The following is a 13,260-nucleotide window of genomic DNA, read 5'->3' on the forward strand; positions in this document are numbered from 1 at the left end:
AAAAAATTGTAATTTATCTTACAAGTATCATACAATACTACTATGTCAAAATTATGTATAATTACTTACAACTTAAATTTAAAGGATGTGTATGAGCGCAGGAAAAAAATTTAGAGAAGCCTTGAAAGAAGAGTCTCCTTTACAAATCGTAGGAACTATTAATGCTTACCAAGCATTACAAGCAACAAGAGTAGGACATAAGGCAATTTACCTATCAGGTGGAGGAATTGCAAATGCTTCTTATGGTTTACCAGATTTAGGTATGACTATGATCGAGGATGTATGTATTGATGTTAGAAGAATTACTTCTATTTGTGATACACCATTAATTGTTGATGCAGATACAGGTTGGGGACATGCATTCAACGTAGCTAGAACTGTTAAAGAATTTATCAGATCAGGTGCTGCTGGTATGCATATTGAAGATCAAGTTGCTGCTAAAAGATGTGGACATAGACCTAATAAAGAGTTAGTTTCTACTGAAGAAATGTGTGACAGAATTAGAGCAGCTGTTGATGCAAAAAATCAATTAGACCCAGATTTCTACATTATTGCTAGAACTGATGCACACGCAAGTGAAGGGCAAGATGCTGCAATCGCTAGAGCATTAGCTTACGTTGAAGCTGGAGCTGATGCAATTTTTGCTGAAGCTGTTCATACTTTAAAAGAATATAAAGAATTTACAAGCAAAATGAGCGTTCCTGTTCTTGCTAATATTACTGAATTTGGAGCAACTCCAATGTTCACTACTGAAGAATTAGCAAGTGTAGGAATTGATATGGTTCTTTATCCATTATCAGCATTTAGAGCAATGAACAAAGCTGCACTTGCAGTTTACCAAGAACTAAAAGATAAAGGTACGCAAGAAGGTGTACTTGATACAATGCAAACAAGAATGGAATTATACGATATGTTAAATTACCATGCTTATGAGCAAAAAATGGATGAATTATTCTCAAAAGGTAAAGCTAAGTAATTAGCTTTATCACACCAATATAAAATAAAATTAAACTTTAACTAAGGGGAAAATATGAGTACTGAAACAACTACGGCATTTAAACCAAAAAAATCTGTTGCATTATCAGGGCAATCAGCAGGAAATACTGCTATTTGTACAGTTGGTAAAAGTGGAAATGACTTACACTATAGAGGTTACGATATTTTAGAATTTGCTAGCACTGCAGAATTTGAAGAAATTGCATATTTAATAGTTCATGAAAAACTACCTAATAAAGCTGAATTAGCTGCATATAAAACTAAACTACAAGGTTTAAGAGATATTCCAGCAGGTGTTAAAATTGCATTAGAGCAATTACCAAAAACTGCTCATCCAATGGATGTTATGAGAACAGGTTGTTCAGTTCTTGGAGCTATTATGTCTGAAGATGAGTCTCATCCAAAAGAAGGTGCACAAAATATTATTGATAAATTAATGGCATGTTTTGGTTCTATGTTATGTTACTGGTACCACTATGCATATAATGGAAAAAGAATTGATGTTGTAACTGATGATGATTCAGTTGGTGGTCACTTCTTACACCTTTTACATGGTGAAAAACCAAGAGAATCTTGGGTTAAAGCTATGCATACATCTTTAATTTTATATGCAGAGCATGAATTTAATGCATCTACATTTACTTCAAGAGTAATTTCTGGAACTAATTCAGATATGTTCTCTTGTATCACTGGTGCGATTGGAGCATTAAGAGGTCCAAAACATGGTGGAGCTAATGAAGTTGCATTCTATATTCAAGAAAGATACTCTTCAGCTGATGAAGCAGAAAAAGATATCTTAGAAAGAATGGCTAAAAAAGAGATTATTATCGGATTTGGACACCCAGTTTATACTTCTTGTGATCCAAGAAACGTAGTAATTAAAAAAGTTGCAGAAGATTTATCTAAAGAGAACAACAATACATTAATGTATGATGTTGCTGAAAGAATTGAAACAATTATGTGGGATAACAAAAAAATGTTCCCTAACTTAGACTGGTTCTCAGCAGTTTCTTATAACCAAATGGGAATTCCAACAGATATGTTTACTCCAATTTTCATTATCGCTAGAGTTACTGGATGGGGAGCACATGCAATTGAGCAAAGAGAAGATGGAAAAATTATTAGACCATCTGCTACTTATACAGGTCCAGAAGATTTAAAATTCATTCCTATAGAAGAAAGAAAATAATTTCTCTTAATATTTTAGGAAAGACCTTACAAAATATACAGTGCTAATCTTAGCAAAATAAAAGGATGGGAGAAATTCCATCCTTTTTTAAAATTAAAATATATGGATATAAAAAATGACAAACGAAAAATATCTTAAAGACCTTGCAGGTGTTGATGGTGTTAAGTATTATGATGTAAAATCAGCAGTTGAAGATATCACTCCTGGTTCTTTTGCAAAACTTAACTATACTTCAAGAGTATTAGCAGAAAATTTAATTAGAAAATGCCCTAGTGAGGATTTAAAAGATTCACTAGTTCAATTAATTGAAAAAAGAACAGACAAAGATTTCCCTTGGTTCCCATCAAGAGTTATTTGTCATGATATCTTAGGACTTACAGCTTTCGTTGACTTAGCAGGACTTAGAGAAGCAGTTGCAAGTAAAGGTGGAAATCCTGATAAAGTAAATCCAGTTGTTCCTACTCAATTAATCGTGGACCACTCACTAGCTGTTGAGTGTGGTGGATTTGATCCGGATGCATTCCAAAAAAATAGAGATATTGAAGATAGAAGAAATGCAGATAGATTCCACTTTATTAACTGGACTAAAGAAGCATTTAACAATGTAGATGTTATTCCTCCAGGTAATGGTATTATGCACCAAATCAACTTAGAAAAAATGTCTCCAGTAGTTCATTTAGATAATGGTATTGCATCTCCTGATACATTAGTTGGAACAGATTCTCATACTCCTCACGTTGATGCACTTGGTGTTATCGCTGTTGGTGTTGGTGGATTAGAAGCTGAAAACGTAATGTTAGGAAATCCTTCTTATATGAGAGTTCCTGAAATCATTGGTGTAAATATCACTGGTGTTAGATCAGAAGGTATTACTGCAACTGATATAGCATTAGCAATGACTTCATTCTTAAGAGAAAATAACGTTATTTCTGCTTACTTAGAATTCTATGGTTCTGGTATTAAATACTTAAACTTAGGGGATAGAGCTACTATTGCAAATATGACTCCTGAATATGGTGCAAGTGCTGGTATGTTTGCTATTGATGAACAAACTATTGATTACTTAACAGTTACAGGTAGAGATGCTGCTCAAGTTAAATTAGTAGAAGCTTACGCAAAAGCAAATGGTTTATGGGCTGATCAATTTGCAGATGCTACATATGCAAGAACAATTGAGTTTGATTTATCAAAAGTTACAAGATCATTAGCAGGTCCTTCTAAACCACATAAATTAGTACCTACTTCAACTTTAAAAGCTGAAGGTATTGTAAAAGAGTGGACTCAAGAGGGTGATTTAATACCAGATGGTGGAATTTTAATTGCTGCAATTACTTCATGTACTAATACTTCAAATCCTAGAAACGTAATTGCTGCAGGACTTTTAGCTAAAAAAGCAAATGAGCTTGGATTAAAAAGAAAACCATGGGTTAAATCTTCTTTAGCACCAGGATCTAAAGTAATCGAAGTTTATTTAAAAGAAGCTGGATTGTTACCTGAAATGGAAAAATTAGGATTTGGTGTTGTTGGATTTGCATGTACTACTTGTAATGGTATGTCAGGTGCTTTAGATCCTGTAATTCAAAAAGAAGTTGTTGATAGAGATATTTATACAACTGCTGTATTATCAGGAAACAGAAACTTTGATGGAAGAATCCACCCATACGTAAAAGAAGCATTTTTAGCATCTCCTGCACTTGTTATTGCATATGCATTAGCAGGAACTATTAGATTTGATATTGAAAATGATGTTTTAGGTAAAGACAAAGATGGAAATGATATCAAACTAAAAGATTTATGGCCAACTGATGCAGAAATTAATGCTGTTGAGAAATCTTGTGTTAGACCTGAAATGTATAACAATATTTATGAGCCAATGTTCAAAAGAGAATTATTAGATAATGTTAAAGTAAATCCATTCTATAAATGGAATACTCAATCTACATATATTAATAAACCTCCTTATTGGGAAGATGAATATATGCAAATGCCAGCACTTAAAGGTATGAGACCATTAGGTGTATTCCCTGATAATATTACAACAGACCACTTATCACCATCAAATGCGATTTTACCAAGCTCAGCTTCTGGTGAATATTGTTTAAAAATGGGATTACCTGTTGAAGATTTAAACTCATATGCAACACATAGAGGGGATCATCATACAGCATCAAGAGCTACTTTAGCAAATCCAAAATTATTTAACGAAATGGTTAAAAAAGAAGATGGAAGCGTTAAACAAGGTTCTTTAACTATGATTATGCCAGAAGGTAAAGAATCTAGAATGTGGGAAGCAATAGAAACTTACACAAGTAGAAAACAACCTTTAATTATTATTGCTGGAACTAACTATGGTCAAGGGTCTTCAAGAGACTGGGCTGCAAAAGGTGTTAGACTTGCAGGTGTTGAAGTATTAATTGCTGAGTCAATTGAAAGAATTCACAGAACTAACTTAGTTGGAATGGGAGTATTACCATTACAATTTAAAGAAGGTGAAACTAGACATACTTACGCTATAGATGGATCTGAAGTATTTGATATCGAGGGTGAAATTACTCCAAGATGTGATTTAACTGTTGTAATGACAAGATCAAATGGTGAAGTTGTTAAATTCGATGTTTTATGTAGACTTGATACTTCAGCTGAAGTTGATGTTTATAAAAATGGTGGAATCTTACAAAAATTCGCTAAAGATGTTATTGCTTCAGGTAAGTAAAACATCATAATTTTAGGGCTTTGCCCTAAAATTATTTATAAAACTATTTAATAATAGTTTTATAAATAATTTTATACTAAACAGGAGAAAAAATGTCTTATCAACCACAATTTAAAGTAAAAGCTACATATATGAGAGGTGGTACTTCTAAAGGTACATTCTTTAACATTGCTGATTTACCAAAAGAAGCACAAGAAGATTCTAAAAAAAGAGATAAATTACTTCAAAGAATCGTTGGTTCTCCTGATGTTTATAAACAACAAATGGATGGTATGGGAGGAGCTACTTCAAGTACTTCAAAAGCTATTTTAGTTGGTAAATCGACTGTGCCAAATCACGATGTAGATTACTATTTTTGTCAAGTTGCTATTGATAAAGATTTTGTTGATATGAGTGGAAACTGTGGAAATTTAAGTTCTGCTGTTGGTCCTTTTGCTATTAAAGAGGGTTTAGTTGATAATGTACCACAAAACGGTGTTTGTTGTGTGAAAATTTGGCAAGCAAATATCAAAAAAACCATTCTTTGTTATGTAACTATGGAAAATGGAATGGTTAAAGAAATGGGAGATTATTACATAGATGGTGTTGCATTTCCTGCTGAAGAAATCGTTTTAGAGTTTGCTGAACCTGTGGATCCAAGTGAAGAGTTATTCCCAACTGGAAATTTAGTTGATGATTTAGAAGTTCCAGGAATTGGTACATTTAAAGCGACAATGATAACAGCTGGAATTCCTACTTGTTTTGTAAATGCGCACGAGATTGGATACACAGGAACTGAACTTCAAGGTGATATTAACTCAGATGTTGAAGCCTTAGCTAGATTTGAAACAATTAGATCTTATGCCGCATTAAAAATGGGATTAATTTCAGATTTAAAAGAAGCAGAAACAAGACAACACACTCCAAAAATAGCATTTGTTGCACCTAAATCTGATTTTATCACTTCTAGTGGTAAAGAAGTAAAAGCAGATGAAATTGATTTACATGTACGTGCTTTATCTATGCAAAAATTACACCATGCTATGATGGGAACAGCAAGTGTAGCTATTGGTGTTGCTGCTTGTATTGAAGGAACTTTAGTAAACCTAGCTGCTGGTGGTGGAGCTAAAACTGCTGTTGAATTTGGACATCCATCTGGAACTTTAAAAGTTGGTGCAGTTATCCAAGAAAATAATGGTAAATTTGTAGTTGATAAAGCAACTATGAGTAGAAGTGCTAGAATAATAATGGAAGGTTATGTTCATGTTCCAGCTGGAACTATGGATTTAAATTAATCTATAAAAGAAACTAAAAAGGGGGAAGATATTTTATCTATTCCCCTTTTTTTATTTCATAATATCTATTTAACTAATGAAGATATCTCTTTAAAACAAGGATTTTTTGCATTTAGTGTTAATTCAAAAAGTAATGATTCATAAGTAGTTGGAATTACTCCTGCTTGAGTTAATCTAGTAATTGCAACATCTGTATCATTTTGTTTTCTTGAAGTACAACAGTCAGTAACTAAAACAACTTCAAATCCACCTTCAAGTAAATCTATACAAGTTTGTAAAACACAAATATGTGTTTCAATACCTGCAACAATAACAACTTTTTTATTCATTGTATTAATAGCTTCAATTGTTGATTCATTTTTATAACAAGAAAAAGTTGTTTTCTCAAAATGTGGATATTCATCAACTAACTCTCTTAAAGAAGGTATTGTTTCACCTATTCCTTTTTTATACTGTTCATTTACAATAAATGGAACACTAAGAACTTTTAAACCTTTTACTAAAGTTATTAAGTTTTTTTCTATTTCATCTTTATTTGTTACATGGGGATATAATCTTTCTTGTACATCAACTAAACAAAAAAGGGCATCTTCGACATTTATTCTCAATTTAAACTCCTTAGTATATTTATAACTATGATACTGAATTAATAATTAAATATCTTGGAAAATTTTTAGAAATTTGAGATTTTACTTGTAGATTTAACAAGAGCAGAACTCTTGTTAATAGTTTTATTTAAAAGCTAATTCTTCAGCTCTAATAAGCAGTTCTCTTGCACCTTGATCTATAAAAGTTTGAGCTAAATTTTGTCCTATTGTTTCAAACTCTTCAATATCTGCTGTTATATCTTCACTAATTGATTCACTTCCATCAGGAAGACCAACAATAGCTTGAACTCTAATAGAATGCTCATCAATAATAGTAGCTTTTACACCAATTGGAACTTGGCAACCACCCTGTAAAGTATCAACAAAATTTCTCTCAATAGTAGATTCAATATGTGCATCTTTATCATTTAAAACTGAAACTAATTCAACAATTCTAGGATCTGTTGTAGTTTCAATTCCAAGAGTTGCTTGTCCCATAGAAGGAATCATAACATCTGTTGAAATTGGATTAAAATATTTAACTTCATTTTCTATTTTTAATTTTTGAACACCCGTTGCTGCTAAAATAATTGCATCATATTCACCTGCATTTAATTTTGCAATTCTAGTATTGATATTTCCTCTTAAGTCTTTTAAAACAATATCAGGTCTTAACATCATAATAGCCATTCTTCTTCTTAAACTAGTAGTTCCAACAATTGCACCTTCTGGTAACTCATCAATTGAAGAGTATTTATTACTTAATAAAGCATCTCTTGGGTCAAATCTTTTAGTAACAGCAGCAAGTTGCAAGCCCTCTTCAAACTGAGTTGGTACATCTTTTAGTGAATGAACTGCTAAATGTGCAGTTCCTTCAAGCATTGCAACTTCAAGTTCTTTTGTAAAAAGTCCTTTACCACCAATTTTAGCCAATGGCACGTCTAAAATTTTATCACCTTTTGTTACAAATTCTTGTAATTCAATTTGCATATCTGGGTAAAATTCTTGCAATTGAGCTTTAATATACTCAGACTGCCAAAGGGCAAGTTGACTTCGTCTTGTTGCTATTACTAATTTTTCCATGTTAACCTCTTAATAAATTTATTTTTTTCCTAAATCTTCATATTTAAATCTAGAAGAATCTTTAACTTTATTTACAAATATAGTTGGAGTTCCTTGAACCATAACATCTTCACCCATTGAAATATCACTGTCAATAGTTTTAGCTATTTCAGCTTTTGCTAACTCATCTAATTTTATATCTGTTTTAAACTCTTTATTGAACGCTTCTAATATTACTTTTTCATCTGTTGATTTTACATCAAAATGTTTTTCCCAATCTATTTGATAAGTTTTAAGTTCAACATCTTTGATACCTTTATGTTTAGCAATATCAATTAATTTAACCAAAGTTCCAGCGGCTGGGTGGACAGTTAATAAAGGGAAATGATAATAATATAAAGCTATAGAATCACTATTTTTTTGAACATGTTTAATTACTTCAGGAACATAATCTATACAATAGGGACATAAAGGATCAGAGAAAATAACAATTTTATCTTTTGCATTGTGATTCCCTGCAATTAATTTTGTTTTATCATGATAATTATCTGTTAAATTTGGAGTAACTAAATCTTTTAAAGATTTTCCAGTTTCTGAATCTATTAAATCTAAAGAGATATATTTCCCATCTGAAAATAGTATATCTTTAGCATTTACATCTTTTCCTTGAACATTTACTTTTACATCTAAGATATATCCATTCCAACCAGCAAGAGGAATCTCTTTTTTAGTATTTATGCTTACTTCTTTTATAGTTACATTTGGATTTTGTGAAACTCTATTTTTTTCAAATTGTATTACTGAATCGTCGTTATTTGCGTATAATGAAACTGATAATAATAATGTTGTAGATAATAGTTTTGATATTTTATTCATTTATAAATTTTCCTTTTTTTTTATTGGGTGCTAGTCTATCTATTTAATATTAATAAAAAGTTAATAATTTAACTTCTCGTTTTTACAGTAATTTTTTTGATATCAAAAAGTTCTTTTGCTTTATCTAGCATTTTGGAATTTAATATATCATTTAATTGTAATTCTTTTTGAGAAGGAGTTACAATTGAACTTTTAGTCATATCAGCAACACAACCTGCACTCATTTCTATAGATTCAAGCATTGAGCTTGTTTCTTCTGATTGAGAATCCTCTTCTTGAGTATTTTCTTCTAAACTATTAGGCTGTGCAATTTTACTTAAATCTATACTTGATAACTCTTCTAAATTGTCACCTTGGATTTCATCTTCTTGCTCATTTTTAGATTTTACTTCTTCGGAGGGTTCCTCCTTTTTAAAATCTAACTCAACATCATTTCCAAAAACATCTTGAGCAAATGTTTTTATTATTCCAAAATATTTATAGAGTAATTTTCTATCTTCATCTTGTGCTTTTGAAATAATATATAGTTTGTTATTTTCATAACCATTAAAAATAAAGTTTTTTTGAAAGCATTCACCCAAATCATAATCCCTATCATAAACTTTAGATGTTAATTGTTCATATAACTCATTTGTTCCTTCGTTTCCTTCTTCCTCTTCATCATCTTCAAAAGGTATTACTTCAACATCTTGATGAACATTTACATAAGAATGAGTTTCACTAATTGGCTCAACTTCTAGCTCATAAAACTCTTCTTTTACTTTTTCTTCAGTAGTTTCTTCAACTTCTATAGCTTTTTCTTTTACTTCTTCTTTAATTTCTTTTTTTGATTCAAGTGGAGTAATTATTTCTTTTGTTGTTGGAAAATCATCAAAAGGATTTGAATAATCAACTGTTTCAATAGTATCTACTACTCCTAAATCAAGCATATTATTTGATTCAATTAAGATTTTATCTTCAATAGTTAATTCTTCTATTTTTGTTTCTTCTTCTATTTTAACAGGCTCAACTATAGGGCTAATAAGTGATTCAACATTTTTTTCAACAATAGATTGAATAATAGGTTTAGAAATTATTGTTTCTTTTTTAGGTTCTATTTTTTCAACTTGATTTATAATATCATCAATTGTTCGTATATTTGTAGCTTCTATCATTTTCATAAATGTCAGAATTAATACAAATCCTCCATCACTATTAATAGCAAGAAGATGTTTAGCATCACTTAATATTCTAAAGAATCTATCAAATAATAGTAGATCAAATCTTCTATCTTTTGTAAGCATTTTTTCTTTTAAATATATTGTAATTTCATCACAAATTTGTGAAACTTCATATATTTCTAAATCTTTTATTATCTGAGTTATATCACCTTTATTTAAGATTACAGAAAAAATATTATCCATAATTTTTGGATCTATTAAACCTAACATATCAACAACACTTGCTGTTGTTATTCTTCCTTTTGAAAAAATAATTGCTTGATCAAGTAAAGTAAGAGTATCCCTTAAACTTCCCTGTCCACTTCTTGAAAGTATTTCTAAAGCCTCTTTTTCATAAGAGATATTTTCTTCATTTAGAATATGTGCTAAATGATGAATAACATCAGAATCTGCAATTTTATTGAATCTAAAATGTTGAGTTCTACTTAATATTGTTGCAGGAAGTTTTAAAGGATCAGTAGTTGCTAAAATAAATTTTACAAAACCAGGAGGCTCTTCTAAAGTTTTTAAAAGTGCATTAAATGCTTGAGTAGTAAGCATATGAACTTCATCAATTATAAATACTTTAAATCGTGCGCTACTTGGTTTATATTTTGTATGTTCAATTAAATCTTTAATATCATCAATACCTCTATTTGACGCCGCATCCATTTCAATAATATCAAGATGTCTATTTGAGTTTGCACTTTTACAATTATCACAAACTTCACAAGGTTTTGAAGTAGGACCTTCACTACAAAGTAAAGCTTTAGCCATAATTCTTGCAGTTGAAGTTTTTCCACTTCCTCTAAGTCCTGAAAATAGATATGCATGGGATAATCTACTTGAATCAAGAGCTAAAGATAATGTTTGTGAAACGGTGCTTTGACCAACTAAATCTTCAAATCTATGAGGTCTATATTTTAAGGCTAAAACTCTTTTTTCTAAAATTTCTTGACTCATATTTTACATTTCCTAACTTCTATATTTTTATTATTTAAAATTTTATCTATCATAAATCTGTTTATTATTCCGGTATGACAAACATTTATATTTAAAGGCCCTTCATTTATATGACCTTTTTCTTCACTTAAAAGTTTTAAACGATTTGCTATTGCATCGCCTGTTTCAATTAAGGTAATGTTATCACCCATAATTCTTTTAATTACAGAATCAATTAAGGGATAATGAGTACAACCTAAAACAATTGTGTCAACATTGTCATTTTTCATAGGAGTCAACCATTTTTCTAACATATCAAAAGTTTTTTTTGTATCAATCTCGCCTTTTTCAATTTGTTCAACTAGACCAACACAAGCTTGCTCATGTAATTGAACCTTTTTAATTGAAGATAACTCATTTACTAATAATTGATATTTATCACCTTTTAAAGTTCGAGGGGTTGCTAAAATACCAATATTTGATGTTTTTGTATTTAATATGGCTGGTTTTACACCTGGTTCTGTTCCAATAACAATTAAAAAAGGAAATTTTTCTCGTAAGTGTTTAATTGCAGCAGAAGTTGCCGTATTACAAGCAACAATCAAAGCTTCAATTCCATGATTTTCTAATAGATAGCTAGTAATACTATCGCATCTATTTAAAATTTCTTCTGGAGTTTTTTCTCCATATGGAGCATATGCAGTATCTGCAATATAAAAAAGTTGCGCACCTTTAAATATCTTTTGAATAGAACTAACAACAGTTAATCCTCCCAATCCTGAATCAAATACACCTACTTTCAATTTCTACCTTTTTAGTAATAAGCGGATATTTTATCATAAGTTTTTAAAGAAAATGATTAGTGGAAAAAAGAAAAGATGCAATACTCTAAAATTAGAGTATTACATAAAAAATTATACTAAACCTTGCTCAATCATAGCATCAGCTACTTTTTTAAATCCTGCAATATTAGCCCCTAAAACTAAGTTTGTAGGTTGTCCAAATTCAGCAGCTGTTGAGCTTGCTGATTCAAATATATTTTTCATAATTTGATCAAGTTTTGCATCAACTTCTTCAAAAGTCCATGAAAGCATTGAAGCATTTTGTGCCATTTCTAATTGACTTGTAGAAACTCCACCTGCATTTGCTGCTTTTCCTGGACCATAAGCTATTTTAGTCTCAATAAATAAATCAACAGCTTGAGCTGTTGAAGGCATATTTGCACCTTCACTTACACATTTACAACCATTTCCTAATAATGCTTTTGCATCTTCTAAATTTAATTCATTTTGAGTTGCACTTGGGAATGCTGCAAAACAAGGAACAGACCAAACTGCATTTCTACCTTCTGGATATTCTTCAACAGGAATATATTTAGCCATAGGTTTATGTTTTACATACTCTGATAAACTAGCTCTTTGTTCTTCTTTTAAATCTTTTAACAATAATAAATCAATTCCTTGCTCATCAATTATCATTCCTCGTGAATCACTACATGTAATAGGTAAGGCACCTAAATGATATAATTTTTCAATAGTATAAATAGCAACATTTCCAGAACCAGAAACAATACATTTTTTACCTTCTAAACTCTCCCCACGTGCAGCTAACATATATTTAGCAAAATAAACACAACCATATCCTGTTGCTTCAGTTCTTGCTAAAGATCCACCCCATTTTAGTGATTTTCCTGTTAATACACCTTCATATTTATTTGCAAGTTTTTTATACATTCCAAACATATATCCAATTTCTCTAGCCCCAACACCAATATCTCCAGCTGGAACATCTGTATTCGCACCAATATGTCTAAATAATTCACTCATAAAGGCTTGACAGAATCTCATAACTTCATTGTCAGATCTTCCTTTTGGATTAAAATCACTTCCACCTTTTCCTCCACCAATCTGAAGACCAGTTAATGCATTTTTAAAAATTTGTTCAAATCCTAAAAACTTAATTACACCAGCATTTACACTTGGATGAAATCTTAAACCACCTTTATATGGTCCCAACGCAGAATTAAATTCTATTCTATAACCTTTATTTACTTGAATTTCACCATTATCATCAACCCAATTTACTCTAAACATAATTTGTCTTTCTGGCTCAACAATTCTTTCAATAATTTTGTGTTTTCTATATTTTGGATATTTATCTAATAAGGGTTGTAACGAATACAAAACTTCTTCTGCAGCTTGATAAAATTCTGTTTGAGCAGGGCTCGTTCGTTTAAGATAATTAAAAACTTCCTCTAAATATGACATGTGCTTTCCTTCTTTTTTAATTGAAAAAATATTTTATCAGAAAATTAATATTTTTTATACAATTGTATATAATTTATATATGTTTTAAAGAAAAAGTAACTTAAATAGTATTTTTCTAGATTAAATCTATCTATGATAGAATCTAATTAGTATAT

Annotated in this window: 10 protein-coding genes; 4 read left to right on the plus strand and 6 right to left on the minus strand. The window is 30.5% G+C overall.

The features are described from left to right. The first annotated feature begins 91 nt into the window (after nucleotides 1-91). The 4 genes from prpB (at nucleotide 92) to prpF (ending at nucleotide 6,172) form a co-directional block, all read left to right on the plus strand. Entirely contained in the window at nucleotides 92-976 is an 885-nt protein-coding gene (gene prpB, locus ABVS04_RS12495) for a methylisocitrate lyase (RefSeq protein ID WP_368031072.1), read from the plus strand. A 54-nt stretch (nucleotides 977-1,030) separates the two neighbouring features. Beyond that, nucleotides 1,031-2,185, plus strand: a complete 1,155-nt coding sequence (prpC, locus tag ABVS04_RS12500; RefSeq protein ID WP_368031073.1) for a 2-methylcitrate synthase — start codon at nucleotides 1,031-1,033, stop codon at nucleotides 2,183-2,185. A gap of 115 nt (nucleotides 2,186-2,300) precedes the next feature. Beyond that, a complete protein-coding gene (gene acnD / locus ABVS04_RS12505; protein WP_368031074.1) occupies nucleotides 2,301-4,898 on the plus strand; it encodes a Fe/S-dependent 2-methylisocitrate dehydratase AcnD in 2,598 nt (865 codons plus the stop codon). A 92-nt stretch (nucleotides 4,899-4,990) separates the two neighbouring features. Then, on the plus strand, nucleotides 4,991-6,172 hold the full coding sequence (prpF, locus tag ABVS04_RS12510; RefSeq protein WP_368031075.1) for a 2-methylaconitate cis-trans isomerase PrpF: 1,182 nt from the start codon (nucleotides 4,991-4,993) through the stop codon (nucleotides 6,170-6,172). A gap of 65 nt (nucleotides 6,173-6,237) precedes the next feature. Here the strand turns inward: prpF and ABVS04_RS12515 are convergent, their stop codons facing one another. From ABVS04_RS12515 to gdhA, 6 genes are all read right to left on the minus strand, one after another. Then, nucleotides 6,238-6,780, minus strand: a complete 543-nt coding sequence (locus ABVS04_RS12515; protein ID WP_368031076.1) for a hydrolase — start codon at nucleotides 6,778-6,780, stop codon at nucleotides 6,238-6,240. 123 nt (nucleotides 6,781-6,903) lie between these two features. Further along, complete coding sequence (gene hemC, locus ABVS04_RS12520) at nucleotides 6,904-7,842, minus strand: hydroxymethylbilane synthase (RefSeq protein ID WP_368031077.1); 939 nt, start codon at nucleotides 7,840-7,842, stop codon at nucleotides 6,904-6,906. Between the two features lie 18 nt (nucleotides 7,843-7,860). Then, the gene (locus ABVS04_RS12525; RefSeq protein ID WP_368031078.1) at nucleotides 7,861-8,697 is read right to left on the minus strand and encodes a thioredoxin domain-containing protein; all 837 of its coding nucleotides are present in this window, start codon (nucleotides 8,695-8,697) and stop codon (nucleotides 7,861-7,863) included. A gap of 68 nt (nucleotides 8,698-8,765) precedes the next feature. Next, nucleotides 8,766-10,859 carry a DNA polymerase III subunit gamma/tau gene (locus tag ABVS04_RS12530; RefSeq protein WP_368031079.1) on the minus strand — a complete coding sequence of 698 codons (2,094 nt, stop codon included), beginning with the start codon at nucleotides 10,857-10,859 and terminating at the stop codon, nucleotides 8,766-8,768. Next, the gene (murI, locus tag ABVS04_RS12535; protein WP_368031080.1) at nucleotides 10,856-11,641 is read right to left on the minus strand and encodes a glutamate racemase; all 786 of its coding nucleotides are present in this window, start codon (nucleotides 11,639-11,641) and stop codon (nucleotides 10,856-10,858) included. Before murI ends, ABVS04_RS12530 begins: the two co-directional genes overlap by 4 nt. A gap of 111 nt (nucleotides 11,642-11,752) precedes the next feature. Further along, a complete protein-coding gene (gdhA, locus tag ABVS04_RS12540; RefSeq protein ID WP_368031081.1) occupies nucleotides 11,753-13,105 on the minus strand; it encodes an NADP-specific glutamate dehydrogenase in 1,353 nt (450 codons plus the stop codon). Between the last annotated feature and the right edge of the window lie 155 nt (nucleotides 13,106-13,260).

Source organism: Arcobacter sp. s6, from assembly GCF_040884245.1.
Taxonomy (GTDB): domain Bacteria; phylum Campylobacterota; class Campylobacteria; order Campylobacterales; family Arcobacteraceae; genus Aliarcobacter.

Excerpts from the sequence above, each read along its gene's own strand:
- prpB (WP_368031072.1), top strand. The coding sequence starts at position 92 with ATGAGCGCAGGAAAAAAATTTAGAGAAGCCTTGAAAGAAGAGTCTCCT.
- ABVS04_RS12525 (WP_368031078.1), bottom strand. The coding sequence starts at position 8,697 with ATGAATAAAATATCAAAACTATTATCTACAACATTATTATTATCAGTT.
- prpC (WP_368031073.1), top strand. The coding sequence starts at position 1,031 with ATGAGTACTGAAACAACTACGGCATTTAAACCAAAAAAATCTGTTGCA.
- gdhA (WP_368031081.1), bottom strand. The coding sequence starts at position 13,105 with ATGTCATATTTAGAGGAAGTTTTTAATTATCTTAAACGAACGAGCCCT.
- acnD (WP_368031074.1), top strand. The coding sequence starts at position 2,301 with ATGACAAACGAAAAATATCTTAAAGACCTTGCAGGTGTTGATGGTGTT.
- hemC (WP_368031077.1), bottom strand. The coding sequence starts at position 7,842 with ATGGAAAAATTAGTAATAGCAACAAGACGAAGTCAACTTGCCCTTTGG.
- ABVS04_RS12530 (WP_368031079.1), bottom strand. The coding sequence starts at position 10,859 with ATGAGTCAAGAAATTTTAGAAAAAAGAGTTTTAGCCTTAAAATATAGA.
- prpF (WP_368031075.1), top strand. The coding sequence starts at position 4,991 with ATGTCTTATCAACCACAATTTAAAGTAAAAGCTACATATATGAGAGGT.